This is a genomic window from Streptomyces sp. NPDC097640, from assembly GCF_040302705.1.
Taxonomy (GTDB): Bacteria; Actinomycetota; Actinomycetes; order Streptomycetales; family Streptomycetaceae; genus Streptomyces.
In genome coordinates this window covers 104,716-130,942 of record NZ_JBEOSB010000010.1, presented here as the reverse complement: position 1 = coordinate 130,942, position 26,227 = coordinate 104,716, and the positions used below count along the sequence as shown (strand labels likewise).

The 26,227-nt window shown below is 69.0% G+C and carries 24 protein-coding genes and 1 pseudogene; 10 read left to right on the top strand and 15 right to left on the bottom strand.

The window, feature by feature from the left end:
• Positions 1 to 13 precede the first annotated feature (13 nt).
• The 5 genes and pseudogenes from dmpG to ABTY62_RS17845 all read right to left on the bottom strand — a co-directional run bounded on the left by dmpG (position 14) and on the right by ABTY62_RS17845 (position 5,253).
• Positions 14 to 1,093 carry a 4-hydroxy-2-oxovalerate aldolase gene (gene dmpG, locus ABTY62_RS17865; RefSeq protein WP_352130363.1) on the bottom strand — a complete coding sequence of 360 codons (1,080 nt, stop codon included), beginning with the start codon at positions 1,091 to 1,093 and terminating at the stop codon, positions 14 to 16.
• Positions 1,090 to 1,986, bottom strand: a complete 897-nt coding sequence (locus ABTY62_RS17860) for an acetaldehyde dehydrogenase (acetylating) (protein ID WP_502997476.1) — start codon at positions 1,984 to 1,986, stop codon at positions 1,090 to 1,092. The genes dmpG and ABTY62_RS17860 overlap by 4 nt, the downstream gene beginning before the upstream one ends.
• Entirely contained in the window at positions 1,973 to 3,988 is a 2,016-nt protein-coding gene (locus ABTY62_RS17855; RefSeq protein ID WP_352130362.1) for a carbamoyltransferase family protein, read from the bottom strand. Before ABTY62_RS17855 ends, ABTY62_RS17860 begins: the two co-directional genes overlap by 14 nt.
• Before the next feature lie 251 nt (positions 3,989 to 4,239).
• Positions 4,240 to 4,411, bottom strand: a pseudogene (locus ABTY62_RS17850) (IS630 family transposase); the annotation flags it as partial.
• 101 nt (positions 4,412 to 4,512) lie between these two features.
• On the bottom strand, positions 4,513 to 5,253 hold the full coding sequence (locus ABTY62_RS17845; protein WP_352130361.1) for a phytanoyl-CoA dioxygenase family protein: 741 nt from the start codon (positions 5,251 to 5,253) through the stop codon (positions 4,513 to 4,515).
• Between the two features lie 261 nt (positions 5,254 to 5,514).
• Between ABTY62_RS17845 and ABTY62_RS17840 the strand changes: the two genes are divergently transcribed.
• The gene (locus tag ABTY62_RS17840) at positions 5,515 to 5,871 is read left to right on the top strand and encodes a hypothetical protein (protein WP_352130360.1); all 357 of its coding nucleotides are present in this window, start codon (positions 5,515 to 5,517) and stop codon (positions 5,869 to 5,871) included.
• Here the strand turns inward: ABTY62_RS17840 and ABTY62_RS17835 are convergent.
• From ABTY62_RS17835 to ABTY62_RS17820, 4 genes are all read right to left on the bottom strand, one after another.
• The gene (locus tag ABTY62_RS17835) at positions 5,838 to 6,068 is read right to left on the bottom strand and encodes an acyl carrier protein (RefSeq protein WP_352130359.1); all 231 of its coding nucleotides are present in this window, start codon (positions 6,066 to 6,068) and stop codon (positions 5,838 to 5,840) included. The two genes, ABTY62_RS17840 and ABTY62_RS17835, sit on opposite strands and share 34 nt — an antisense overlap.
• A 54-nt stretch (positions 6,069 to 6,122) precedes the next feature.
• The gene (locus ABTY62_RS17830) at positions 6,123 to 7,160 is read right to left on the bottom strand and encodes a beta-ketoacyl-ACP synthase III (RefSeq protein ID WP_352130358.1); all 1,038 of its coding nucleotides are present in this window, start codon (positions 7,158 to 7,160) and stop codon (positions 6,123 to 6,125) included.
• A 458-nt stretch (positions 7,161 to 7,618) separates the two neighbouring features.
• Positions 7,619 to 8,038: a hypothetical protein gene (locus tag ABTY62_RS17825; RefSeq protein ID WP_352130357.1), complete on the bottom strand. Its 420-nt coding sequence runs from the start codon at positions 8,036 to 8,038 to the stop codon at positions 7,619 to 7,621.
• A gap of 316 nt (positions 8,039 to 8,354) precedes the next feature.
• Positions 8,355 to 9,416, bottom strand: coding sequence for a peptidoglycan DD-metalloendopeptidase family protein (locus ABTY62_RS17820; RefSeq protein WP_352130356.1), 1,062 nt, complete (start codon positions 9,414 to 9,416; stop codon positions 8,355 to 8,357).
• A 455-nt stretch (positions 9,417 to 9,871) separates the two neighbouring features.
• On the opposite strand from ABTY62_RS17820, the gene ABTY62_RS17815 reads away from it, so the two are divergent.
• From ABTY62_RS17815 to ABTY62_RS17790, 6 genes are all read left to right on the top strand, one after another.
• Entirely contained in the window at positions 9,872 to 10,735 is an 864-nt protein-coding gene (locus ABTY62_RS17815; RefSeq protein ID WP_352130355.1) for a P-loop NTPase family protein, read from the top strand.
• A complete protein-coding gene (locus tag ABTY62_RS17810; protein WP_311724380.1) occupies positions 10,732 to 11,082 on the top strand; it encodes a hypothetical protein in 351 nt (116 codons plus the stop codon). The genes ABTY62_RS17815 and ABTY62_RS17810 overlap by 4 nt, the downstream gene beginning before the upstream one ends.
• Before the next feature lie 7 nt (positions 11,083 to 11,089).
• On the top strand, positions 11,090 to 11,854 hold the full coding sequence (locus ABTY62_RS17805) for a hypothetical protein (RefSeq protein ID WP_352130354.1): 765 nt from the start codon (positions 11,090 to 11,092) through the stop codon (positions 11,852 to 11,854).
• Positions 11,844 to 13,787 (top strand): TrbL/VirB6 family protein, encoded by a 1,944-nt coding sequence (locus ABTY62_RS17800; protein WP_352130353.1) that lies wholly within the window; start codon positions 11,844 to 11,846, stop codon positions 13,785 to 13,787. The genes ABTY62_RS17805 and ABTY62_RS17800 overlap by 11 nt, the downstream gene beginning before the upstream one ends.
• Positions 13,788 to 13,790: 3 nt before the next feature.
• Entirely contained in the window at positions 13,791 to 15,317 is a 1,527-nt protein-coding gene (locus ABTY62_RS17795) for an SCO6880 family protein (protein ID WP_352130352.1), read from the top strand.
• Positions 15,318 to 15,478: 161 nt separating this feature from the next.
• A complete protein-coding gene (locus ABTY62_RS17790; RefSeq protein ID WP_502997475.1) occupies positions 15,479 to 16,873 on the top strand; it encodes a putative type IV secretion/conjugal transfer ATPase in 1,395 nt (464 codons plus the stop codon).
• A gap of 137 nt (positions 16,874 to 17,010) precedes the next feature.
• Here ABTY62_RS17790 and ABTY62_RS17785 read toward each other — a convergent pair whose 3' ends face one another.
• Both ABTY62_RS17785 and ABTY62_RS17780 read right to left on the bottom strand, forming a co-directional pair.
• Positions 17,011 to 17,133 carry a hypothetical protein gene (locus tag ABTY62_RS17785; RefSeq protein ID WP_352130350.1) on the bottom strand — a complete coding sequence of 41 codons (123 nt, stop codon included), beginning with the start codon at positions 17,131 to 17,133 and terminating at the stop codon, positions 17,011 to 17,013.
• A 95-nt stretch (positions 17,134 to 17,228) separates the two neighbouring features.
• Positions 17,229 to 17,588, bottom strand: a complete 360-nt coding sequence (locus ABTY62_RS17780; RefSeq protein ID WP_311724385.1) for an STAS domain-containing protein — start codon at positions 17,586 to 17,588, stop codon at positions 17,229 to 17,231.
• 303 nt (positions 17,589 to 17,891) lie between these two features.
• Between ABTY62_RS17780 and ABTY62_RS17775 the strand changes: the two genes are divergently transcribed.
• On the top strand, positions 17,892 to 18,470 hold the full coding sequence (locus ABTY62_RS17775) for a sigma-70 family RNA polymerase sigma factor (protein ID WP_352130349.1): 579 nt from the start codon (positions 17,892 to 17,894) through the stop codon (positions 18,468 to 18,470).
• Positions 18,467 to 19,768: a zf-HC2 domain-containing protein gene (locus tag ABTY62_RS17770; protein ID WP_352130348.1), complete on the top strand. Its 1,302-nt coding sequence runs from the start codon at positions 18,467 to 18,469 to the stop codon at positions 19,766 to 19,768. The genes ABTY62_RS17775 and ABTY62_RS17770 overlap by 4 nt, the downstream gene beginning before the upstream one ends.
• 30 nt (positions 19,769 to 19,798) lie before the next feature.
• Here ABTY62_RS17770 and purU read toward each other — a convergent pair whose 3' ends face one another.
• Together purU and ABTY62_RS17760 are read right to left on the bottom strand one after the other, a co-directional pair.
• The gene (gene purU / locus ABTY62_RS17765) at positions 19,799 to 20,671 is read right to left on the bottom strand and encodes a formyltetrahydrofolate deformylase (protein ID WP_352130347.1); all 873 of its coding nucleotides are present in this window, start codon (positions 20,669 to 20,671) and stop codon (positions 19,799 to 19,801) included.
• 29 nt (positions 20,672 to 20,700) lie between these two features.
• The gene (locus ABTY62_RS17760) at positions 20,701 to 21,147 is read right to left on the bottom strand and encodes an SCO4402 family protein (RefSeq protein ID WP_352130346.1); all 447 of its coding nucleotides are present in this window, start codon (positions 21,145 to 21,147) and stop codon (positions 20,701 to 20,703) included.
• A gap of 171 nt (positions 21,148 to 21,318) precedes the next feature.
• Here ABTY62_RS17760 and ABTY62_RS17755 point away from each other — a divergent pair, with 171 nt between their 5' ends.
• Entirely contained in the window at positions 21,319 to 22,620 is a 1,302-nt protein-coding gene (locus ABTY62_RS17755) for an ABC transporter substrate-binding protein (protein ID WP_352130345.1), read from the top strand.
• Positions 22,621 to 22,685: 65 nt separating this feature from the next.
• On the opposite strand, the gene ABTY62_RS17750 is transcribed toward ABTY62_RS17755, so the two are convergent.
• Together ABTY62_RS17750 and ABTY62_RS17745 are read right to left on the bottom strand one after the other, a co-directional pair.
• Positions 22,686 to 24,497, bottom strand: coding sequence for a chromosomal replication initiator protein DnaA (locus ABTY62_RS17750; protein WP_352130344.1), 1,812 nt, complete (start codon positions 24,495 to 24,497; stop codon positions 22,686 to 22,688).
• Between the two features lie 109 nt (positions 24,498 to 24,606).
• Positions 24,607 to 25,998: an NsdA family TPR-like regulatory protein gene (locus ABTY62_RS17745; RefSeq protein ID WP_352130343.1), complete on the bottom strand. Its 1,392-nt coding sequence runs from the start codon at positions 25,996 to 25,998 to the stop codon at positions 24,607 to 24,609.
• Positions 25,999 to 26,227 lie beyond the last annotated feature (229 nt).

Sequence of the window (26,227 nt, the reverse complement as noted above, 5' to 3'; positions counted from 1 at the left end):
TGCCAGGGGATGGTCATCGCCCGGCAGTCTCACGCCCCACTCCGTCATGATCGCGGATCTTGGTGCCCTTCCGCAGCTCCATAACGACATCAACGATAAGGTCTTCCTGCCCCGCGACCGCCTGCCGCCTGCCCAGCTCGAAGAAGACGTCGCGCGGATCAACCCCCGCACGGCGGGAGGCCTCCTGTACCCGGGTCTTGAAGCCAGAGAATACCCCAGCGAGGCCACTTACTATGCTCTCAGAGCTGATCGTCGGCGGCGTCGGCATCAGCTCCCGCTCCGCCAGGTCCGCCGCGTCCAGCAGCGCGTAGAGGTCGATGCCAGTCGAAAACCCCACGCGCTCCAGCACCGGCACCAGGACCTCCAGCTGCGTATTGCCGGCTCCGGCGCCGAAGCCCCGGGCGCAGCCGTCAATGATGCCGACCCCGGATTCCGCCGCGGCGACGGAGTTGGCCACAGCCATGCCCAGATTGTTGTGCCCATGAAAGATCAACGGGACATCAACCGCCTTGGTGATGGCGGTGATACGCTCGGTGACGTCCGAGGGTAGGTAGTGGCCGGACGAGTCGAAAATGCCCACGGCTTGCGCGCCGTAGGCCACCAGGTCAGCGCACTGCTCAGCCAGCCGCTCGGGTGTGGCCATGTGGCTCATCAGCAGCACGCCCTGCGCCTCCACCCCGGCGTCGCGCAGAAAGTCCAGGTGGCGCTCGGCGACATCGCTCTCGGTGCAGTGGGCCGCGATACGAACCACGTCAGCGCCGTGAGCGACTGCTTTCCGTAGGTCTGCAGTGGTGCCCCAACCGGGCAGCATGAAGACGCCCATGCGGCTGTTCGGCAAAGCCTCGCGCACGGTTGACAGCATCTGGTCGTCGCTGAGCTTGGCCCGACCGACTTGGAGAGAGGACGCGCCCAGGCCGTTCCCATGCCCTACCTCGACCACAGGGACCCCGGCGGCGTCGGCCGCTGACGCGTAGCCGCGCAACTGATCACGGTCAAGTTGATGACGCACCGCATGGTGGCCGTCGCGCAAGGTGGGGTCGTACATCAGTATCCGCCGCCGGTTGCCCGCGGGGGCCTCGATGGCCTGACTCACGACAGCTCCTTCGTAGCCCCGACAAGATCCTGGCTTGTGGCGTACTGCTCGGCGATCAGGACGGCAGCAGAGTTGATGATGTCCAGGTTCCCCGCGTATCTGGGTATCCGGTCCCCGGCAGCCGCCACCTCGGCCGCAATGAACACCTGCTCATCAGTCACCGTGCAGGCCGTGATCTCGTAGCCGGGCGCATATGTGCGAATCTCCTCGGCCGCTGTCGCGACGAGGGCGCTCACAGGCTCAGAGGCAGCGCCGGGCAGCACAACGGACATGGCGACCCTGAATGTCGTCGGCGGCCGCGCGGGGCTCAGGTTGACGATCGACTTGACATCGCGCACACCCGTGAACGTACGCACGGCGTCCTGAGTGGTCTCGATGTACTCGTCCAAGTTCAGACGGGTGGCCCGACCCACGCTGAGGCTGGCCGCCGTGGTGACCACCTCGATGTAGTCCGGCGTGTACCGCTGCGCGAGCGCATGCAGAATGGGTACAGACGCCTGCCCCCCACAACTGATCAGGTTGACATTGCCGTGCTTCAGCGCATCGGCCCCGTTCACAGTCGGCACCACCATGTGCCCGACTCTGCTGGGGGTGAGGTCGACCAACAGTGTCCCGAACGGTCGAAGCCGGGCCCAGTGCTCGGCGTGGGCCATCGCATTGGTGGCGTCGAAGACGATGTCAAAGGGATCTCCATGGGCGAGCAGCGAGTCGATTCCCTCCGCTGCGATCGCGCAGCCGAGATTGGCCGCCTGGCGCAGCCCCCGGGCCTCGCTGTTGCGCCCGACCACCAGCCCGCAGCGTAGCGACGGGGACCGTTGGATCTTGGTCACCAGATCGATGCCGATGAGTCCGGCGCCGAGCACGGCCACACTCAAGGGTTCACGCCGAGGCATCTGCATAAGCCTTTCCGCCAGCCAGTAGTAGTCTCTCAGAGAGAAGGTCACGGACTATCTGCAGTGCCTGGGAACGCTGGCCCGACGCTGTGCAATGCAGTTTGAGCAGATCGCGTAGCGAGGTCACACCGTCGGCCCCCGCCAGCAGCAGGAAAGCGAACAATGGGAGCTCCCGGGCCAGCCCGCTGCGCGGCCGACTGGTCAATTGGTACTCCGGGCCGTGAACGCCCACACGCGCTGACAGTTCCACGTCTGGCGCGCGAATAATCAGACAGTCCTCGATGGCCTCGTACGTCGCGGTAGCCGGCTCTACGACACGATCTTCAATGACGAGCGCGTCCATCTGCGTGGCAAGCAGCACATCGATGGCCTGCGTCGGCGTCTCGACGATCGGTTCACCGCGCACGTTCATGCTCGTGTTGACCAGCACCGGCAGCCCGGTGCGTTCGCCGAACGCGGTGAGCAGGGCATGCCATCGCGGATTGCGGATGCGGTCGACGGTCTGTACGCGTGCCGATCCATCGACATGCGTCACGGCGCCGAGCCGATCACGCCACTCCGGACGCACCTGCACAACCCTCAGCATGTAAGGGCTCTCGTTGTCCGGTCCCATGTCGAAGAACCTGTCGGCGACTTCGACGGGCACGACTGGCGCGTAGGGCCGGAACTCCTCTCGGTATTTGATGGAGCGGTTGAGGTGCTCCCACATGGAGCGATCGAAGGGAGCGGCCACGATGGAGCGATGGCCCAGCGCACGAGGCCCGAACTCTGAGCCCCCCTCGAACCACCCGATCACCTGCCCCTGCGCAAGGCGCTCGACGATCTGCCGCTGGTCATACCGGCAACTGCGCAGGAAACCGCCCCGCCCGGTCAAAGCCGCGTCGACTTCCTCAGGCCGGTAGGACCTGCCGAGGTAGTCATGGCTGACAGACGTCCCCTTGGTGTCACCGGTCAGTAGATAGTGGGCGGCGGCCGCGACACCGATGGAGATCCCGGCGTCGTGGCTGGCCGGCATCACGTAGAACCGTTGCACACCGGACTCGCGAACGATGCGCTGGTTCGCGACGCTGTTGAGCGCCACACCGCCGGCGTAGGCAAGGTCGGCCTCACTTGTCAGAGCCAGAACCCGGGAAGCACGCTCCACGAGTGCGACCTCCAGATCAGCCTGCACTCTCGCGGCAAGGTCGCGATATTCCATGGGCGTGCCGCGTCGGTTTGCTCGCTTCAGCTGCTGCTTCCACGCGCTCGTAAAGCGGGATATTCCCGAATCATCCTTCGTGAGCAGGCTTTCTCCGAACCTGGAGGCCTCGCCGTAGGGGGCGAGGCCCATCAGTTTTCCTCCCTCCTGCCAGTCACCGAAGACGTACTGGGAAACAGAAGCGTAGGTCTCCCCCAGAGACGATGAACCGCACATGGGATGGAAGGACGCTGCTACACCGCGATCGATCAGGCGATAGCCGGAGCGGTCGAACACATAGGCCGACTCGACATGATAGGGCGGCCGTGGAACGGGCATAGGTCTGTTCACGTATTCGGCGAACTCCGGACCACGCAGGAGAAGGTCATCGGCGCCGATCACGCTCCCTCCGGAACCATCCACCACCCACACGGCTGAGCGGTCGAAGGGGCTGGAGAAGAACGCGGCAAATGCGTGAGCCAAGTGGTGGGAGACGAACACTGAGCGTTCACCAACTGGATCGAAGAGGTCGAAACTCTCATCAGCGAACGGGAAGTTCAACCCCACCTGAGTGGGCACGAGATTCTGCGTGTTGAACGCGAACAAGTCGACGTCATCAGGGGTCAGGCCAGCCGCATCGAGACAATAGTCTGCGGCGGCACGCGTATTGAGGAACGGACGGCCGTCGCGTTTGACTCGGGTGAGCCGTTCGAGTTGGACGGCAGCGACGATCTCGCCGCCGCGAAGCAGACAGGCCGAAGCGTCGTGGCTGCACGAAATCCCCAGAACGACCGGGCCGCCTTCTTTGACATGACTGGACATCATGGGGCATTACCGCCTAGTGTCTCGTGATCCGGTTCGTGTCAGTTCGAGTTCTTTTTGGCGAGTTTCTTCACGGCGGTCTGGGCGAACAGGACATTGGAGAAAGACCTCCCCGGCGGTTGCGGTCCAGGCGAGGGGTTTCGCGCTCCCATTCCAGGCGTTGATGTAATCACGGCCCACTCGACCAGGACGTGAACGCCGGAAAGGGTGCCGCAGCGGATCGACTGCCGGTCGCGCTTGTTCCGGTTCGACTTGCACTCGCCGAACACCTCGCCGGTGGCGATATTCAAGGCGGCGAACAGGTTCGTGGTGCGATGCCGCACATAGTCGTGGGTGCGCTTCTCGGTGGCGGCAAAATCACCGGCAGCACTGACTGAGTGCGGCCGCCTGCGCCTGCGTCTCCTCATCCACCGACAGCACGAAAGCCCCCGGGCAGGGCCAGGTTCTGCAGCCCATTCGGAAGAGAGGTTCACGCACTACCCAACGAGCAAAAGAGCTTCAAGTGACACGAACTGGGTCACGATACGCTAGGACAGCTGGTGGTGCGGAGCGCGAAGAGGCTGGGCCGAGCCGTAGCGTGATTTCTGTGTTGCACTCTTCGGCTGCGAGTAGTAGTTCACGACCGCAGCGAGCCTGTCATGGTCGGAACGATTCTGCGCACTGGCGTGAACCGTCATGACGTCCAGGAATAGCGCGTCACCAGGCTCCATGACGGCAGGGCGGACCTTGCTCAGATCCAGCTCGTCCTCTCGCACCTGATAATCGTCCAAGTCCTCATGCGGTAGAAGTCGCTTGTGGGAGCCGGGCAAGATCTCGATCCCGCCGCGTTCAGGCGTTGCAGGATCTACCGCGCACCACAGTGTGACCTGACGGGCCGACATGTCAGTCCAGTACGCCAGATCCTGGTGCATGGGCTTACGGCGGCCGCTTCTCGCCGGCTTGAAGATGAGCTTCGAGGAGTGGAGATAAATGCTGGGGCCGATCAGGTCCTCCACGTGGTCGAGCGCACGCGGGGAGCTGAATATCTTCCGGAAGCCGAGGTCGTTATCGAAAGGTGCCGGCACCCTACGGAGTACTGGTGCCGCGTTCTCGTCCTGGTCCCAGGCAGTGCCGTCCTGCGCCGGAGTCGACGCCTGCGCCGCCGCAGCTCCCGCGTAGTAGTCCTTGATGTAGTTGAGATCGCTTGGACTCAAAAAGGCCGGAATGATGCAGTACCCGTCGCGGTTGAACTGATCGACCTGACTGGTAGTGAGGGCCTTGAGTGTCATGCACCTGAGAATACTGACGGTCCCCCCAGCGATCAATGGTCTTGTTGATAAAGGATGTTGAGTGGTTGCAGGCGCGTCACCGACGCAGGTCACGGCGGTGGTCCCGGCCTGTACGGCCGGCCAAGAACGCCAACGCCGGCCGAGATCGGGCCGTGGGCCACTGGAAGCCGGAAGGAACTTTCTAGGTGCAAACTACCGGGTCACGTCCCCGGCTCGTCGTCTCCATCGACGGGCATTGGTGGTCAGCCATACCGGACCCAATTGCCGGCCGATCTCGCCGAAGCCATTGGTCACGCCCGTACTTTCAGCGACGCTCTGCGCCGACTGCGTCCGCGCCGCACCGGCCACGACCCGGGCCGGATCACCGTCGACCTGGCCGTGATGCTCGCCGACGGCAGTGAGGCGATCGCCGATCTTGCGCTGCTTGGCAACCAGCCCGACATCCTTTGGCCGATCGCCTCCACTCCCACCACCTGGCTGCAGGCCGACGAAACCCGCGACGGCGACCTTGTAGTGCGAACGCGCTTCAACAATGGCCGGGAGGATCAGATTCAAGTTTGCCCACGTCGGTTCGCATTTACGCGTCAGACTCGGGTGCTCCGCTGGCCTATCAAGTGAGCGAGGTCGGCGACCGTCGCGGCTTCGATGAGCTCGTCGTCACTGATCTCGATACTCAGCCGCTTGCTGAGCACCATGGACAATTCCACCATGGCGAGAGAATCCAACCCGGCCTCATCACGGCTAGCCTCTGGCCGTATGTCTTCCTCCGTGAGGTGGAGGTCATTGATCAGGATTTCCTTGAGGATGTCGTACACGGCTTCTCCCTCGGCTACTGACGGTAACTGACGTAGGGGTGGCGGGCCGAACGACTACAACTCGTCACCAAGGGAAACGCTCTCGAGTTCGGGCCACACCACAGTGGTGGCACCCCATGTCAGGCCGCCGCCGAAGGCAGTGAGCAAGACTCGGTGTCCCGGGGCGAGGTAGCCCCCGGCAGTCGCTTCTGCCAACAAGATGGGGACCGATGCGGCAGCGGTGTTGCCCACACGTTCGATGTTCTGGGCCCGACGGTCCGGGGGGATGCCCAACTCTGATGCGACGAACGAAGTGATTCGCGCATTGGCTTGATGCGTAACCAGTCTGTCGATCTCGTCGAGTCGCCAGCCAGCTGCTTCCACGGCGGCGGTCGCCGCCGTGCTCATCCGCTCTACCGCATGCCGGAAGACCTCACGTCCCCGCATCCGGAAGTACCCCTCCTGCACGGCAGCTGACCGCTCTTGCGATCCCCCTGCCTCGACGGCGATCAGGTCGCTCCGCTCGCCATCGCTTCCTAGTACCACCTTCCCGATGGCTCCGGGCTCATCGTCGATCCCTCGGCGCAGTACGAGCGCGCCGGCGCCGTCTCCGAAGATCGGGACGGTGGTGCGATCCTCGGGGTCCAGAAGAGTTGAAAAGGTGTCTGCCGCGATGAGCAGCACTCGTTCCGCTAGGCCGGCGGCGATGAATCCTGCCGCTGTCGCCAGTCCGTACAGGAAACCAGTGCAGACCGCGGAGACATCGAAGGCGGCGATTCCGGTCATCCCCAACCGTGATGCGACCTCAGGAGCTGTGGCCGGGCATGATCGGTCGGGGGTCGTCGTGGCCAGTATCAGAGCTTGAACCTCAACGTCGCCGGCGGACTTCAAGGCTCGGGCACCCGCTTCCACCGCCAGATCGGAGGTGGCCATGTCTGGGTCCGCCACGTGGCGAGAGGCAATCCCGGTTCTGCTGTAGATCCACTCTTCTGAGGTGCCCAAACGGGTGTGGAGGTCTTCGTTAGTCACAACCTTCGGCGGCAACCAGTAGCCCAGGCCGCAGATGACCGCTGCGTGGCCTGGCAGACCGACCGGCGGCACTATGCCGGCCATTAGAGGCTCGGGCCGGAGTGGTGGTCGTTCCAAGAGAACAGTCGCAAGGCGCTTCCTCCGCTGGTCAGGTGGTGATCACGAAGATCAGTGTATGGCCGGGTTCACTTGTGCACCGTGCAATCACGAAGTTCGCCCGGACGGCGCCCGTTGCCCGCGCGCCTGCGGTAGGGGACTCGGACTGCGAGGCCACGTACCACGTCCAGCACATCTGCCCGGGATCTTCGGACGGGTCCACGGCGTGGACTTGATCTAGTGGCATCTGCGTCCTGCGGCAGTAGCGTCGCGGCGCCGGGTCGGCTGTGTGGTGCTGATCGGCCGTCCCGGCCGCCGGGGAAGGGCCATGAAGACCTTGACGTGCTCGATCGTCAACCGCCGATCTCGCACGACGCCTGGGCATAGAAGAGGAGACAGGTGCCGCAGCGGCGCCGCAACGTACGGACACGGATCGACGGGCGCGGCTACTGCTGGGCGCGCAGCTTGTCCAGCCGGGACCGTAGACTCCTGGCCGCCTTGCTCTCCTCGCCACTGGTTGCGGCGAGCATGTCCAGGACATCCGCGCCGACGCTCAGCTTCTCCTGTGGGTCCGTGATGGATGTCCAGGTGAAGAGGGCACGCCGGGCCGAGGCGCGGGTGAGCGGGTGCTGGTGTCCCACCACCGCCGCCTGGAGGCCGGTGGTGTGCAGATACCAGCGGGCCGCGGTGGCATGCTGACCCGTCAGATGGGCGAGCCAGCCCCGCAACTCGCGCATATTGATGGTGTGCGGGTGCGCCGGCCCGAACTCGGCGGTGATCTGCTGGTCCAGTTGGTCAGCCTCGACGGTGGCCCAGGCCAGATGTGCCTGGTCCCCGGTCTGAAACGCGGTGGTAACGGTCGCCACGCGCTCGCGGTACTTCGCCGGAGGCGGTTCGGGCGCTGCTTGCGCGGATTGCCGTGGCTGCGGCCTCGGCCCGGGATCGGGCACCGGCTCGGCGGCGGTCGGCCGGGAGGCCGCCCGGGGACCGGAGAGCGTGAGGGCGGCCGGGGCTGATCCCGCCGCTTGCTCACCCGGCGGTGACGGCGAGGACTGGGGTGCTTCGACGTCCCAGAAGGCGGGGCTGACGGTGCCCCATGGGGGGAACGTCTCGTCTTCGTCCATGATTACCTCACGTCGTCCGTTCGGCACTGGCGCCGGGTCCGGGCCATGGCCCATTGCGTCAGATGTTCACGCCGTGCTGGCGCAGGTAGGGGATCGGGTTGATGTCCGAGCCGTACTCCGGCCCGGTACGGATCTCGAAGTGCAGGTGCGGGCCGGTGACATTACCCGTGGCGCCCGACAGACCGATCTTCTGCCCGCCCTTGACCGTGTCGCCCTTCGAGACGCTCAGCGAGGAGAGATGGGCGTAGTGGCTGTACTTGCCGTCGCCGTGCCGGATGACGATCTGGTTTCCGTAGGCTCCCCCTTGGCCGGCCGTGACGACGGTGCCGGGGCCGACTGCCTTGACGGTCGTGCCGGTCGGTACGGGGAAGTCGATGCCGGTGTGGTAGCCACTGGACCAGTTCGCGCCGGTCGCGTGATAAACGGTCCCGAGTGCACCGCTCGTCGGCCGCGTCCAGGCGCCGGAGGAGCTGCCGGGATCGTCGGAGAGGGTCAACTGGCGCGACATCGCCATGATGTTCTTGACGTAGTCATACGTCTGGCCCTTTGCGAACGACGCCGGGGGCACGCCCGCGTAGCGCTCAACGGCGCACCATCCCGCGTTGTAGCCCGCCAGCGCCAACTCCGTCGGGGAGCCGTTGTACTGCGACGGTTCCGTAACAGTCTCCGTCGGGCAGTCGTTGTACTTGGCGGGGTTCTTGGCCCTCTTCAACAGCGAGCACATGAACCTGCCCTGGGCCGGTATCGCATCGTCGGGGTCCCAGACGTTCCCGCCCTTGCCCCAGGTCTTCCAGGTGCCCGGCATGAACTGGGCGATCCCCTGAGCCCCAGCGGGTGACGAGGCGTTGGGGTTGAAACCCGACTCCTGCTTCAACTGCGCGGCCAATACGGTTGGAGTCAGCCCGGCTTTGCAGTCGTTGGCGGCCGCCAGGATGAGCTCTTCGTACTGACGGGGCACCCCGCCGGGCCCGACTTTCAACGATCCTCCGGTCAGACCGGGGTCCAGCGGGGTCGAGCCCTCGTCGGACAGGGAGGCCAGCACGAACACGCCCACTATCAGGCCGAACGGCATAGTGAGCGAAGCCGCAAGCAGCAGCTTCAGCCCGCGTTTGATATCCAATCAGGCTCCCCCGGGTGGCACCGTGCCTGCCACCAATTCCCGCAGTTTGCACTCTCGAACGAGCGACAGCATCAGGAATAGATCATTCCGCTTTCGCGGCCGGGCCGGCGCTGTGCGCCGCATTCCATCCGACCTGGGTGATCGATTCCGCCCTCAACTACCGGGATCTAGGCCGGGGTTGAGAGAGAGATGAGAGAGTGTTTCTACCACAACGGTCACAGTAGTATCACGTGGACATGACGTGATCTCGTCTGCTAGACACTCACTATTGCGGCCGCCGCTGCACGCGCGACCGCCGTCTAAACATGCACTTTGCGACCGTGTCCGTCGCGGTTGCCGCCGTCGCCATGCGCTCACTTCGAGGCATTCGCCACGGTGGATGTGGTTGCAATCGGGGGGATATGAAAACGCAACCTGTGATGTCATTGACACCGCAAAACCGGCTGGTAGTACCTGTGTTGAGCACCGTCGGCGGCAGCGGACGGTCCACCACAGCGGGGCTGCTGGCCTCCGCCCTGTCGGCGATGGGCTCAACCGTCGTACTTGACACGGGGCCACGCCTGTCCTCACCCTGGCCCGCCTGGAGCGCCGAGGCCGGGGCTGGGCTTCTCTCGCTGCCCCCGGATCGGCCGCTCACCCGCGCCCAGGTCCACGCGGCGGCGTCCCGCACTCCGGCTCCCGGCGACGGCACATGGCAGGTGCTCACCGATCACCAGGAGTGGAGTCATCCACCCCTTCCCCTCCCCGACGATCCCGCCGCCTGGTACCAGTTGGCCGCGATCGGCGGGTGGCAGGCGGTCATCGCGGACACCGTCCATCCGGTCGCTCACGACGTGCTGACCGCGCGCTGCGCCGGCTGCACCGGACTGACCGCCGGTTGGTGCCAACTGCCCTTCTCGGTACCGGTTCTGTGCGCGGCCACCACCGGCTCCGGGGTCCAGGCCCTTCAGACCGCCGTCAAGGCTGCCTCGGCGGAAGGGCTTCCCCTTCACCGCGTGGTCGTCGCCCTGACCGCCATCGGGGAAGGCAGGTCTCCCGCTGCGGTGAAGGCCACCGCCGCGATGCTCGAACCACGGGTCCGGGCGGTCGTCCAGGTGCCCTATGACCCGCGCATCCGCGCCCACGGGATGCGCGACGCATCCCGCCTCAAAGCCCGGTCACTCGATGCGGGCCGACAACTCGCCCGTGCGGTGGTGGACTCGGCCCAGGCCGCCTGGGGTGATCCACTCCCCGCGGCTGCTACACCGCGCCCCCGGACAGCGGCCCCGCCCCGCGTCCACGACACCGCCCGCATCGCTTCGAAAAAGGTTCCTGCATGAGTCAGTTTCTGCAGTCCCTGCATGCCATTGCCAACGACCCGCACCTTCAGTTCCTCGCCGCCGATGACCCGACCGACAAGCCCATCGTTCCCGACTACAAGCCCAAGCTGCCCGGCGAGATCCGGACGCCCACCAGCACGATTCTCGCCTGGACCGCCGGCGGCGGTCTCTCCCTGGCGGTACTGGGCGGGCTCGTCGGCTGGGGTTTGGTGGCCATCGGGCACAACACCGAGCGGGCGAGTCTGGCCGCCCGGGGCAAGTCCTCGATCCTCTGGAGCCTGATCTCCGGGGTGGGCATCGGCGTTACCTCCGGTCTGGTCATGGGCTTCTACAACATGTCGAACTGAGGCGGATATGGAAGACCAAGACCGCGCGGCCCGCCGGGCCCGCGTCCGCCTGGTCGCCATCGGGGGACTGGCTCTGGCCCTGCTCGTCGGCGGTGGCGTTCTGCTGACCAACGCCGTGAGCGGCCAGGACGCATCGACCGCGCCCTCCGGCGAGCGCAGGTCCAGCACACCTCATCCGACCCCGTCGGCGTCTTCGCGGGGCAAGATGACTCCCGCGAAGGCCAAGCCCATGCACCTCCTGAAGCCTGAGAGCGGCAAGGACGGCTTCTCCGTCGGTTTCCCCCGCACCGGGCCCGGCGCCGCTTCGGCGGCCGTCTACTACCTGGAGGAGTCACCCTTTCTCGACGATGTCAGGACCCGGCAACAGCTGTCGGCCGTCACTTCCAAGGGCTCTTCCGCCTACATCGACAAGCAGGTCTCCGAGGTCCGCAAGGTGCGCGAAGCCGCGGGGCTGGCGCCTTCCGGCGGCGTGCCGGGGGGGCTGACCTTCACCACCAACGTCAACGCCATCAGGGCGACGCCGCTGGTGAATCGGCGTCTTGTCCAGGTCTGGCTGAACTACGACCGCTACGCGACCAAGCCGGACGGCACCCCGGCCAACGAGCCGATCAAGGACGAGACGACCGACCTCCTCCTCATATGGGAGGACGGCGATTGGAAGATCACCGACGAGTCGCGCTATCGCAAGTTGCGGACTTTCCCGGCGTCCTACGACCCCGACAGTCCCATCTCCTGGCAGAGCGGTTGGTGGCAGGTGGCGCATGTGGCGTGACCGGTTCCGGCAAGCTCTGACCCTGTTGCTGGCCCTGGTGTTCTGTCTCGGCCTCGGCGTGGCGAGCGCGCCCGTGGCCTCCGCGGACGATCCCAAGGGCTATGTCGACTACGGCCCTCCGAAGGACCCGCCCAAGGAGTGGAGCGACGACGGCAAGGGCAACGGCTGGTCTCCGGGCATCGGCCTCGATGACCAGGACCACTGGTGCAACACCTCGCTCGGGGCCGATGTCAAACGCTGCGACACAGAGAAGGCCATCGGTGAGATCCCCGGCACCTATGAGCCGTGCAGCGATGTCATGGACGGCTGTTCCAAGGAAGATCTGAAGAAACACGAGCTCAAGAAGCTCAAGGAGTGGCGAGAGAAGGCCGATCACAACCACAAGAACTACAAGAAGCTCAACGAGCTGATGACCAAGTGCGTGAACGGCGGTCGGACGTTCCAGGACTGCTCGAACGAGCATGGTTCGAACTACCCGATGATCAACGTGAAGACGCCATGGGAGTGGGTCGGCGACGCGGTTGCGAGTCTGGCCACCGACATGCTCACCAAGGCGGCGGAGTACATCGGCAAGTCGGTCGTATGGGTGCTCAAGCAGTTCGCCGACGCGTTCAACAGCTGGTCCACCATCAAGCTGGGCCAGACCGGTATCGGTTCCACGATGAGCATCATGACCGGCCTGTCCGTGCTGCTCGCGGCCTTTCTGCTGTTGCTGCAGTTCGGCAAGCTGGCCATCAGCCAGCAGGGTGCCCCGCTCGCCACCGCGCTCACCGGACTGGCCAAATGGGCGGTCATTCTCGCCGTTTACGTGGTCGCCATCCAGACCGCGCTCGACTGGTCCGACCAGCTGAGCACCGGGATCATCAATGAGACGTTCAAGGGCGGCGGCTCCGGCGAGAAGGACGCCACAAAGGCGATGCAGACGCAGCTCGGCGAGCTGTTCGCCGGACTGGGCGCCGCCAGCGGGGTGGCTGCCGCAGGCGGCGCGCTGATCACCGGCAGCGGCATGCTGGCCTCCTCGGTCGGCTTTGTCATCGTCGTCGGAATCCTCTGCATCCTGGCCATCGGAGCACTGTGGATCGAGATGCTGATGCGCCAGGCCGGGCTCATGATCCTGGTCGCCGTGATGCCCATCGTCCTGGCGGGTCAGATGGCGGACTCGACGCGTGACTGGTGGCCCAAGGCCCGTAACGCGGTGATCGCGCTGATCCTGATGAAGCCGGTGATCGTGATCTGCTTCTCCATCGGCTTCAACGCCATGAGCGAGGGCAAAGGCGCGCGCAACGTCCTGGTCGGTCTGATGATCTTCGTCCTGGCGTGCTTTGCCTGGCCCGTGCTCGCCAAGTTCATGACCTTCACCAGCAATGGCGACGGCAACAGTACCGGCTCCGCACTCATCGGCGCGATGGGCTCGAACATGTCGGTGAATGCCTCCAAGTCCCGGCCGCAGCCGGGAGGCGCGGGCATGATGGGCGGGGGCGCGGGCTTCACCATGGGTCTGGAGGACGACAACGCCGCCACCGCCTCCAGCGGCTCCAACTCCGGTGGCGGGGGCGGTTTCTGGTCCAAGTTCATGAACGGCAGCGGTGGCGGCGGCTTCGCCAGCAAGGTCGGCGGTGTCGTGAGCCTGGGCCTGCAAGCCGCGGCCGTCGGCAAGGACATCCTGGAGGACACCGCGGCCAACACCGCGGCCCATGCCGGCCTCGATTCGGCTTCCAACCCCGACCGCCATGTGATCGTCGGTCGCCGCGGTCAACGAGGCGGCGGGGGCGGCGGCGGGGACGACGACTCGGCACCATCGCCGACCGTGGCGGGAGGGTACTCCGCAACGCTGGAGCGCGATGCCCCCGCGGACACCTCGGCTCCGGCACTCCCGCCAGGAGGGGGCCAGATCATCGTGGCTCCGCCGGACTCCTACTCGAGGAAGGACTAGCCCATGTCGATCTCAGAGCCCGCCACCTACGGCGGCTGGCAGTCCGAGCGCATCGGATTCATGGGCAACTTGTCCGGCCCCGGCTTCGCCCTGGTGGCGGCCGCGACCGCCGTAGCGCTGCTCCCGCTCTACCAGCGGAGTTGGTCCGCGACACTCGTCTGCCTCCCCCTCGCCCTGCTGCTGCTCCTGCTCGCCCTTGGGCGAGTCATGGGGTTGTCGGCGGATCAATGGATCATTCTCGCAGTGAGGCATCAGATCGCCGTGGCCACCAAGAAGAACCTCTTCCTCTCCGGCGCCTTCGCTCCCCGCACCAAGTCCGGGGAGCAGCCGATGGACCTGCCCGGAGTCCTCGCCCGCCTGCGCATCCTCAACGCGTCCGACGGGCTGGGCGGCGAACTCGGAGTCGTCCATGACCCGGTCGGCGGCACCTACACCGCCATCGCCCGTATCTCTTTCCCCGGCCTGGCACTGGTCGACACGGACAAGCAGAACGCCCGCGTCGGCGCCTGGGCCGCCTTCCTGCGCTCGCAGTGCAAGGAAGACGGGGCGATCACGAGGATCTCCGTACACCAGCGCTCCCTCCCCGACGACGGGACCGAGCTGAGGTCATGGGTGGAGCGCCACACCGCCCCCGACGCCCCGCCCGCCGCGGTACAGGCCCTGGATGAACTCATGGTCACCGCAGGGCCGGTGGCGACCATCCGCGAGACCTTTCTGTCCATCACCTTCTCCTCCGCACGCGCACGCCTGGCGGTCAAGGGAGCCGGCGGTGGCCAGATCGGCGCCGCCGCCGTGCTGGTCCGCGAGATCCACGCCATGCAGGGGACGTTGAGCAGCGCTGGTCTCCAGGTCGAGGAGCTGCTGACGCCCCGTAAGGTCGCCCAGGCCATCCGCACGGCCTACGACCCGGAGGCGCAGCTGATGCTCGCCGCCCGCAGCGCCGCCGCACACGACCCCGAGTGGAAGGGCGTCCCGCCCGGCGTCGATCCGACGGTGGCCGGACCCGCCGCGGCGGAAACCGGCTGGGGCGTGTACCGGCACGACGGGGCATGGACCGTGTCCTACCAGGTGCGCGGCCTGCCCCAGTCCGAGGTGTACGCCACCTTCCTCCAGCCCCTGCTGCGGCCCCGGCGCAACGCCCGCCGTTCGCTGTCGCTGGTGTACGAGCCGATCGGCCCCGCCAAGGCACGCCAAGAGCTCGCGCGCGAGAAGGCCAAGCGGGACGCCGCGCGGCAGCTGCGGTCCAAGACCGGCCGGGTGGAGTCCGAGGACGAACGCCGCGAGTCGATGACCGCCCGCGCGCAGGACGTGGCGCGGGCGTCCGGCGAAGGCGTGGTCCGGCTGAGCTGTCTGCTGGCCGTCACCGTGATGGACGAGGAGGAACTGGAGATCGCCTGCGCGGAGCTCCAGGCCGATGCCTCGGCCGCCGGTCTGGAGATGCGGCGGATGTGGGGTGCCCAGGACGCGGGCTTCGCGGCCGCCGCGCTGCCGCTGGGCCAGGGGCTGCCGGATCGGCGGGTGGGCATCTGATGCGCCTTTCCCTCAACCGCCGCCGGTTCGACGACACCGCGCTCGAAGCCGCCCCGGTGACCAACCTGATCGAGACCGACACCGAGACAGCACCGTCCACTCCCCAGCCCAGCGCGCGCGAACTGAGACGCGCCCGCCTGCTGGAGGACCCCGACAGCGCCATGCGCGTGGCCCCCAAAAAGGGGTGGCGACAGCCGTATGCCGGACGGGCCGCCTCGCTCGTACGGCCGGAGGCCTTCCGCGCCGATACCGCGCGGGCCGCAGGCATCTATCCCTTTCTGCACGCCGGCGGCCTTCCCCCGCTCGGCGCCTACATAGGCTGGAACACCCTGACCACACAGGCGTTCTCCGCCCACCCGGCGGCCTGGGTGAGCCACGGGCTGTGCACCAACCCCAATGTCATGATCACCGGCATTCCCGGCAGCGGTAAGAGCGCCCATATCAAGGCTCTCTGCTTCCGGCTGATGGCCTTCGGCCACCGCACACTGATCGCAGGCGATGTCAAGGGCGAGTACCAGCAGCTCTGCCGCCATCTGGGCGTGGAGCCGGTCCGGCTGGGCCCCGGGCTGCCCGGCCGCCTCAACCCCCTGGACGCCGGACCACTGGGTCAGGACCTCCACAAGATCACCGACCGGGAGATGCTGCGAGCGCGGCTGAAAGAGATCCACCGCCGACGCCTCACCCTGCTGAAGGCCCTGCTGGAGCTCCAGCTGCGGCGCAACCTCCTACCCCAAGAGGAGGAGTGCCTGGACATCGCGGTACGGGAGGTGACGGGCGAGCTGGCACAAGCCGACGAACAACGCCGGGAAACCCCCACCCTGCCGCGCGTCTACCTGGTGCTCAAGGACCCCACCGATCGCATGGCGCGTGAACTGCGGGTGCGCGGCGATGACGTACAGACCGCGCGGGAGCAGATGGCCTCCATCCGCTCCGCCCTCGGCGGCATGATCCACGGCCATCTGGGCGGCCTGTTCGACGAGCACACCTCCATCTCCCTGGACTGGGACGCGCCGATCCAGTCCGTCGACATCTCCGCCTTGGAGCAGTACGGGGACGAGACCGTGGCGATGGTGCTGACCTGTGTTTCCTCCTGGGCCCAGGCCGCTATCGACCGTCCCGGCCGGCCCTGGATCGTGGTGCGGGACGAGCTGTGGCGGCAGATGCGCAGCGGAGGCGCCGCCATGGTCCGAAAGATCGACGCCGACCTCAGGCTGTCCCGGGCGACAGGCACCATCCAGGTGCTCGCCACCCACCGCCTCAGCGACCTCGAAGCAGTCGGCGCGGCCGGATCGGAGTCCGTCGCCATCGCCAAGGACCTGATCGCTTCCTGTGAGACCCGCGTCCAACTCGCGCAGGACACCAAGCCGCTCAACCTCACCCGCGAGGCCATCGGCCTGTCCGACGCCGAGTGCGAGCTGATCGCGTCCTGGGGCGCGGGCCAGCGCGGCCGGGCGCTGTGGAAGGTCGGCCGCGGCGGCGGCTCGCACGCCGTTCAGCTGATGCTCTCCGCCATCGAGAAGCAGCTGTTCGAGACCGACGAGAAGATGGTCGTGTGATGGACCCTGAAGGGATCGGAACAGCGGCAGGCGGTCCCGCGGCGAGAGGTTGTGCTCCCACTCCTCGTCCAGCGCGTCGAGGGACCGCTCGGTGGCGCGTGCCACGTCGTGTGGGGGCCAGTGGTCGCCGGTGTGGCTCAACGGGACCGTCCCGGCGCGTCGTCGGCCGTGGTCGTGGCGCTGCCGGCCACCTGGCCCGCCGACCCGTCCCGGCGCGGCGAGGCGGAGTGGTGGGCGGCGCTGCGCCGGGCGCTGCCCACCGGGGCGAGCGGAGCGGGGATCCGTAACCGGACCCGGCAGAGCCGCGAGCCCGCCCGGCCCATGCCGGGCGGCTGCCGGCACCGCCGCCGGGACGCTACGCGCTCAGCGGGTCCGCGGCCGTGTCGGTCGCGGCGGCCAGGTCGGGGTAGACGTCGAAGAGGCGGCGGACGCCGAGGGCCGCCAGCACGCGGTGGACATGCGAGCCGTGGGCGGCGCCCTGCGGGGGCAGGATCAGCCGCAGCCGCCCGGAGCAGGACCGCATCAGCCGGCGCGCCGCGATGAGGACGCCGACCCCGCTGGAGTCGCAGAAGCGGACCTCCTGGAGATCGAGCACCAGCCGGTGGCGGCCCTCGGCCACCGCCTCGTGCACGTGCTGCCGGACGGCGGGAGAGGTCACCAGGTCCATCTCTCCGGAGACCTGGAGGACGACCCACTCCCCCCGACGGTCCTCCATCACCTTCAACGTCACGCGCTCGAAGCCCTTCGCTCGCCCGCTATCCGGAATTGCCTGTTCCCCAGCGGCTGCCCGCCCGCCGCCCCACCAAACACCCCCCGGCACGAACCAGAGATGACGACCTTATGCCGTGCGGAAGCGTTTCGTCGCGGGATTCCTGCGCAAAGTGACGGGCCCAATACCATCCGCAGCGCCACCGCGCCGCACTTTGCCGCATGGGCGCGTGTTCTACCAGCCCCCCAACTACATTCGATATGACGTAGGCAACGCCCGGACGACTCGACCACGAGGGATGGGGGCCGTATGACGAGCGACGCACCGCCCCGCTGGGACCGCAGGATGCAGCAGCGGCTGGCGCGCGGCGAGGCCGCCGCGCTGGGCGAGTTGTACGACCGGTTCGCCTCTCTCGTCCACAATCTGGCCCATCGCGTGCTCCAGGACGAGGAGGCCGCCGACCGCGTCACCCGCGAAGTGTTCGGCTACGCCTGGGAGAACCCGGACGCGTACGACCCCAAGCAGGGCTCGCTGCGCTCCTGGATCGCCACGCTCGCCCACCGCCAGGCGGTGCACCGGCTCCGCGAGGCGGAGGCGCGGGCCGCCGTCGAGCCGGCGCGCACGCAGGAGGACATCGAGGAGCGGATCCGGGAGGCCTCCGTGGCCGCGCGTGCCGACTACATCGTCACCTCCATGCCCGCCCCGCTGCGCGCCGCCCTCGAACTGGCCTACTTCGACCGCCGCGACTACCGCCAGGCCGCGGCCGAGCTGGGCGTGACGGAGGTCGAGGCCAGGCGCCGACTGCGGCTGGGACTACAACTGCTGGCGACGGCCAACGTCCCGCCCCCGGACTCCGTTCCGCCGCCCGGCTACGGACGAGCGCTGTGAACAGGCCGGGTGACGGCACGGGAGGTCCCGGGCGCGGCGACGAGCCGCCGTCGGCGCCCGAGCCCGCGGAGGCGCCGCGCATACCCCCGCCGCGGGCGGCCGCCGAGGACAGCGGCCGCTGGCCCCACTGGCGCCCGGCGCCCCCGGTGGACGGGGTGCCCGCGCCGCGCGAGCCGCTGGCCGCGCCGCAGCTCTCGCACGCGGTGCTGAAGTCGCTGCTGGGCGCCTGGGCCCTGACCGCCTGCTCCCCCGAGGAGACCGCCGCCGTGGAGGCGCATCTCAACCACTGCACCCCGTGCGCCGAGGAGGCTCTGCGGCTGCGCGACGCGGTCGGCCTGCTGCACACCGAGCAGAGCCTGGACCTCGACCCGCTGCTGCGCTCCCGCGTGCTGGCGGGCTGCCTGGGCCGCCGCCCGGCCCGTATCCCGGTGCCCGACTGGGCCGGGGTGTACGACGCGGAGGCCGCCCGGCTGGACGCGCTGCTGCGCGACATGGGCGAGGCGGAGTGGCGGGCGCCGGTGCGGCTCAGATGGTTCGACGGGGACCGGCCGGCGGGGCGGGACACCACCGTCGCCGGGGTGATCGGGCACCTGATGGTGGTCGACGGCATGCTCGCCTCGTCCCTCGGGCTGCCCGACCCGCTGGGCGCCCACGCGCCGGGCTCCCCGGCGGCCCGTACCGAGGCGTACTGGCACGGCGGGCCCGCGCCGGAGCCCCGGGCGGCGGGCGAGCCGGGGGCGGTGCGCGAGCCGTGGCGGGAGCAGGGCCACGCCCTGGTGCGGACCGTGTCCTTCGCCGGGCGCGGCGTCCGCGATCTCCGCGTGCCGTACGGGGACTTCTCGCTGGCCATAGGAGATGCGTTCCTCGACCGCGCCTTCGAGTGCTGGGTGCACGCCGGGGACATCGCCGAGGCGATCGACTACCCGTACGAGCCGCCCGCCTCGGCCCACCTCAAACCCATGGTCGACCTGTGCGCCCGGCTGCTGCCCGACGCCCTCGCCGAGCGCCGCCGGGCCGGGCTCGCGGGGCCGCCCAGGGAACTGGTCGAGGCGGGCGCGCCCGGCCGCACCCTCCAGCTGGAGGTCGAGGGCAGCGGCGAGTGGCTCATCCCGCTGGACTCCCCCGCCGCGCTGCCCTCCCAGGAGGAGGTGGTGGCCCAGATCGCCCTCGACCGCGAGGCCTTCTACCAGCTGGCCGCCGGGCATGTGCCGCCGCAGGACGCGGCCGCGGGGCAGCTCGGCGACACGGAGGCGATCCGCGATGTGCTCTTCGCGACGGCCTCGCTGTCGCGGCTGTGAGCCGCCCGGAAAGCCGCCCGGAAAGAGGGCTCAGGCGAAGACGACGGTTCGGTGGCCGTTGAGGAGCACGCGCCGCTCGCTGTGCCACTTCACCGCCCGCGCCAGCGCCTGGCACTCCACATCGCGCCCCACCGCCACCAGCTGGTCCGGGGTGAGGCCATGGCCGACCCGCTCGACCTCCTGCTCGATGATCGGGCCCTCGTCCAGGTCGGCCGTCACATAGTGGGCCGTCGCGCCGATCAGCTTCACGCCGCGGGCGTGCGCCTGGTGGTAGGGCTTGGCGCCCTTGAAGCTCGGCAGGAAGGAGTGGTGGATGTTGATGATCCGCCCCGACAGCCGCTTGCACAGGTCGTCCGAGAGCACCTGCATATAGCGGGCCAGGACCACCAGCTCGACGTTCTCCGCCTCCACCAGCGCCAGCAGCTCCGCCTCGGCCTGCGCCTTGGTCTCCTTGGTCACCGGGATGTGCCGGAAGGGGACCCCGAACGAGCCGACCAGCTCCGCGAAGTCGGTGTGGTTGGAGACCACCGCCGCGATCTCCACGGGCAGCGCCCCGATCCGCGAGCGGAAGAGCAGGTCGTTCAGGCAGTGCCCGAACTTGCTGACCATCAGCACGACGCGCATCTTCTCGCCGGCCGGGTGGATCTGCCAGTCCATCCGGAAGGACTCGCCCACCGCCGCGAAGCTCGCCCGCAGGTCCTCCACCCGCACCGGCGAGTCCGGCCGGAAGTGCACGCGCATGAAGAAGAGCCCCGTGTCCCGGTCGCCGAACTGCTGGCTGTCCTCGATGTTGCAGCCGGTCATGAAGAGATAGCTGGACACGGCGTGCACGATGCCCTGCTTGTCCGGGCAGGACAGGGTCAGGATGTATTGATCGGGGGCGGCGGAATGCGACTGGCTCATGACTCCATAGCGTCGCACACCCGCGCCCCCTAGGCCGAGCGCGTCATGATCGCCAGCACTTCGAGGGTGTGCGGGGGCAGGTCCGGGTCCTCGCCGTCGTTGGCCGCGAGCCGCACATGTGCGTCGCGCGCCGCCCGGACGGCCTCCGGCCACCCGTGGTGCTCCAGGTAGGCCAGGGGCAGGGCGTCGGCACCGACCTGGTGCATGATCCGCAGCACCCGCAGCACGGCGACATCGACGAGCGCCGCCTCCTGCGAGTCGCGGAAGATCGTGCCGACGTACTTCTCGGCCGACCAGTTGTCCAGCCAGGTGTCCTCCACCAGCCGGTACACGGCGTCGGTGACGTCCCCATATCCGTCCCGGCCCGCCAGCCAGCACTCCTGCTGGAAGACGGGGTCGGAGAGCATGTGCAGCGCCGAGCGCACGTTGCTGCGCCAGCGCCACCACGGCATGTCATTGACAGGCATGCCACCCATGGTGGTCGAGCGACGGCCGCGACGGGAAGACTTCTCTGAACCTTGCACGGGAATCGATCGTACGTTCTTCGTAGACGGACATGCATCGACCCCCGCAATTCACCCTCTCGTCACTTTCCTGTCAATTGCGATAGCCGCCCCGTTACGTACGGAACGCCACGCTCACATGTCATGACCGGATGGCGACGTTTCTCCCCCCGGCCGTGGCTCACGGCCGCGCTCTGCGCAGCCCTCGGGGCGGGGACGCTGACCGGCTGCGGCGTCCTGTCCGGATCGGACGCCAAGGGCCCCATCACGGTCATGACCTGGGCGCCCGAGAACACCAAGGCGACCAACATGCCCGGGATGCCCGCGATGGCGAAGGCGTACGCCCGCTGGGTCAACGACACCGGCGGCATCCACGGCCGCAAGCTGAAGGTCCTCACCTGCAACGAGCGCAACGACCCCTCCGAGGCCGCGCGCTGCGCCCGGCGCGCCGCCGACGAGAACGTCGTCGCGGTCGTCGGCTCGTACAGCCAGTTCGGCCGCTACTTCATCTCCGCCCTGGAGGGCTCGGGCATCCCCTATATCGGCGGATACGGGCTGACCCAGGAGGAGTTCGACAGCCCGTACTCCTACCCGGTCAACGGCGGCCAGGCCGCGCTGCTGGCCGGCAACGGACGGCAGCTTGCGTCCGTGTGCCGGCGCGTCTCCCTGGTCCGCCCCGACACCATCGCGGGCGACGAGCTGCCCGAACTCCTCGACGCGGGCCTCGCCGCCGGCAAGCGCCGCGCCGCCACCGACATACGCGCCCCCGAGGACGCCGGCGACTACACCCGGCAGGCGCGCGCCGCCCTGAACGGCGTGGGCGCCAATACCTCCCTGGGCAGCGCCACGCAGGGCGCCGAGCTGACCGGCTCCTGTGTGACCGCGGCGCTGGGCGAGCGCACCAGCACGTTCTTCGACTCCTTCCGGCGGCTCCAGGAGGACCACCCGAAGGTACGGATCGCGTCCGTGCTCGGCAGCGTCCGCCAGTCCCTCGTGGACAGCACCGGCGGCCGCAAGAGCCCGCTGGAGGGCGCGTACGCCACGGGCTGGTACCCGGCCGCGGACGACCCGCGCTGGGCGCCCATGAAGAAGGTCATCAAGGAATACGCCTTCGAAGACGCCCGCATCGACGCGGAGGACCCCGGCACCCAGACCACCTGGATCGCCTACACCGCGCTGCGGTCCGTCCTGGACTCGCTGAAGGCCGACGACATCAGCGCCCGCTCCATCCGGCGCACGCTGGACAACGGCCACACGGTCGGCACCGGCGGCCTGACGCCGGAGCTCCGCTGGGGCTACAAGGACATGCTGTCCATCCACGGCTACCCGCGCATCGTGAACGCGGACGTGACCTACCAGGTGGTGCGGGACGGACGGCTGGTCGCGGTCCGCAAGGGGTTCGTGGACGTCGCGCAGACGCTCCGCCGGTACACCCCGCTGAACTGACCCCCTCCGTCCCACGCCCCCGCGCCCTCGGCTCTCCGGCCGGGGCGCGGGACGGGGAAGGTCGGCTAAAGCTCCGTCGGCTGGTGCGACGTCAGCCCGTACTGCGTGGCGATCGGGTTCCACAGCTCGGACGCCTTCTTCTTCGCCTGGGTCGCCTCGCCGCTCGCCCGCTCGGCCCCGGCCACCTTCGGGGTCCTGCGGGCCTTGCCCTTGTGACAGCCCTTCTTGCCGCCGACCTGGTCGGCCCAGGCCGCGTACTGGTTGTCCGCCGTGGCGGAGGACTGCCACGCCTTGGTCAGGGAGGTCGTCAGCTCGGCGTGGTTGGGCAGCTTGTCGACGGAGATCTTGCCCAGCCGGGTCACCAGGCCGGTGCGCTGCCCGGCGGCGGTGCGCAGATTCGTGGCCGCGTCGGACAGGTTCTGGCAGGACTTGATGTCCTCCACGGCCTTGATCACCGCCGCGCGGCTGTTGTTGCTGTCCGCGAGCAGCGCGTCGAGCGCCTTGGCCTGCGTCTCGACGGGGTCCGCCGCCTTGGTCTGCTCGTCGGTCTTGGTGTCCGGCGTCTGGCTCTCGGCGGCCGAGTCCTTCTTGCCGCCCTTGTCGTCATCGCCTCCGGCGCTGAGCGCCGCCCCGGCGGCGAGGCCGGCGAGGGCGCAGCCCGCGACGACGATGCCGATGAGGGCCGCGGGCGTCATCTTCCGGCCGCCGCGCTTGCCCCGGCCGCCGCCGCCGTCGGCGGGGGCGGGTGCGGGGGGCTGCGGGGGGCCCTGGTCGCTGAACTGCGGCAGCTGCTGCGTCGAGTCCGCCGCCTCGGGCACGCCGTCGGCGCGGAACAGGCCGTCGAACTCCGACGGCGGCGGCCGGTCCCCCGGCATGCCGGGACGGATCGCGTACGGCGTGGGGCCGGACTGCGGCGGGCCGCCCGGCTGGGCGTGGTGGCCCTGCGGCTGCGGCGGCCCGGCGGCCGGGATCGGGCCGGGGAGGACCTGCGTCTCCTCGGCGGCGCCGGGGGCGGGCTGGCCCGGGGCGGGCTGGGGCTGCTGGCCCGGGGCGGCCTGCGGGGCGCCGTGGCGGGCGCGGCCCGGGCGGACCGCCCGCAGGAGCGTGGTGGACTCGTTGTCCGATTCGGGGTGCGCGGGCCGGTTCTCCGGCGGCAGCGGCGCACCCGCGGGGGCCTGGCCGGGGGCGGCCTGGGCGGGGGGAGCCGCGGGGGCGGGGGCCGCGCCCTCGGGGGGCAGCGGCATCGCGCCGGGCATCTGCCCGGAAACGGGCGGTATGTACTGCGTCGCGTCGGAGTCGGCCGCGGGCGGCCCGCCGAAGCCGGACTGCGGCGGCAGCATCTGGGTCGCGTCGGCGGCTCCGGCGAAGGGCTGCGCCTGTCTGTCCGGCGGCAGCGCCCCACCCTGCGGCTGCGGGGGCTGCATGGGCTGCTGCGGGTGCTGCGCGGGCTGCTGCGGGTGCTGGCCCTGCGGCCGCCCGGGCGCGTGCCAGCCCTGCTGATGCTGGGCGTACGGCTGCCCCTGGGCGGGCGGCGGCGCGCCCTGCGGAGGTCCGTACGCTCCCGGCGGCGGGCTCAGCGGCGCGTTCTGGAAGCCGTTCTGTGACGCGTCCTGCTGCCAGCCCTGCTGGGCGGGGGCCGCGGCGCCCCCCTGAGGCTGCGGCAGCGGCTGCGACGCCGGCGGGCCGGGCTGCCCGGCGCCCTGCGGCCCCCATGGCTGCCCCCAGGCCTGGCCGCCCGCCGGGGCCGCCTGATGCGGTTCATGGGCCCGCTGATCGCCCTGAGCGGGCAGCACGACCCCCTCGCGCACGGGCTGCGCGGGCTGGGCGGGCGGGACCGCAGGCAGCTGCGGCTCGTTCCCCTGTCCGCTCTGCGTCACCGGGACTCCTTGGTTTGCGAACGTACGGAATCAACGGCTCACGCTACCGGGTCCCCGGACGGCACGGTGCCCGGCGGACCCGCGGGACAACGAGACGCTCATCACCGCCTCAGGCCACCTGCACCTCCATCCGCGCCCCGAATTCCCGCACCACCGGCTCCTCCCGAAACGGCTCCAGCCGCTGCTGGAAGTCGTCCAGATACTCCATCCCCCGGTTGGAGCGCAGCGATCCGAGCAGCTCGACCGCCTGCGTCCCGGTGTGGCAGGCCTGTTCCACCTCGCGCTGCTGCACATGCGCCGTGGCCAGCAGCAACAGCCCGATCGCGCGCCGCCGCACCCGCCCCTCCGGGTGGCTCTCCAGGGCCTCCTCCGCGCGGCGCCTGGCGGGCTCGGCCTGGCCGAGGTCGCGATGGCAGTGGGCCAACTCGTCGGCGAGGTAGGCGTGGTCGAAGTGGCGGATCCACGGCGGCTCGTCGCCGGACTCGCCGCCGCTGCCCGCCGCCCGCTCCATGGCGTCCAGCGCACGGCCCGCGGCGACCTGGCAGGCGCGCGCGTCCCCGAGCAGCGCGTGGCCCCGGGCCTCGGCGGCCAGGAACAGCGATTCGGCGCGCGGCGGCACCTGTCCGCGCGCGCCCTCCTGCGCGGCCTTCGCCAACTGGGCGATCTCCCGCGGGTTTCCGAGCTGGGCGGCGAGGTGGCTCATGCTCGCGGCCAGCACATACCCGCCGTAACCGCGGTCCCCGGCGGCCTGCGCCAGGCGCAGCGCCTGGATGTAGTAACGCTGGGCGAGCCCCGACTGGCCGGTGTCGACCGCCATATAGCCGGCCAGCTCGGTCAGCCTGGCTACCGCGGCGAACAGTTCGCGCCCGACCGACTCGCGGTAGGAGCCCGCCAGCAGCCCGGAGACCACGCTGTTCAGGTAGTGGACGACGACGGGGCGCACATGCCCGCTCCCGTACCGGTGGTCCAGCTCGACGAGCGCGTCGGTGGTCGCCCGCACCGCGGCCACGTCGGACCTGCCGACCTTCGCCCCGGCCGTCCGCGCCACCTGGGAGTCCGTCCCGGTGATCAGCCAGTCGCGGCTGGGCTCGACCAGCGCCGAGGCGGCGACCGTCGAACCGCTCAAAAAGTCGCGGCGCCCGACGTCGCTCCGCCACAGCTCGCAGACCTGCTCTATCGCGCCGAGGACGGTGGGCGAGAACTGGAGCCCCACCCCCGAGGCGAGGTTCTTGCCGTTGGCCATGCCGATCTCGTCGATCGTGACCGTACGGCCGAGCTTGCGGCCGAGCGCCTCGGCGATGATGCCCGGAGCCCGGCCCCTCGGCTGCTGGCCGCGCAACCAGCGGGCGACCGAGGTCTTGTCATAGCGCAGATCGAGACCGTGCTCGGCGCCGCACATGTTGACCCTGCGCGCCAAGCCGGCGTTGGAGCACGCGGCTTCCTGGATGAGCGCTTGCAGCCGTTCGTTCGGCTGCCGCGCCACAAGCGGCCTAGCGGCCATGGATTTACCCCCAGTGACTGCTGTGCGTTTACGGCGGATGCCGTCCCTGTTGATCAGTGCCCCGCAGATATCGCGGATACGCCAGGCATGTGCGGAGAATGCAGGACTTGCCCGAATTGACCGCGATCGTGCGCGTACGGCGCCGACAGGAACCCGGAGGCCGCGCCCTGGAACACGGCACGGCCTACCGGACACTCGTACGCCCGTCACGCATGGTGGCTACCCGCTC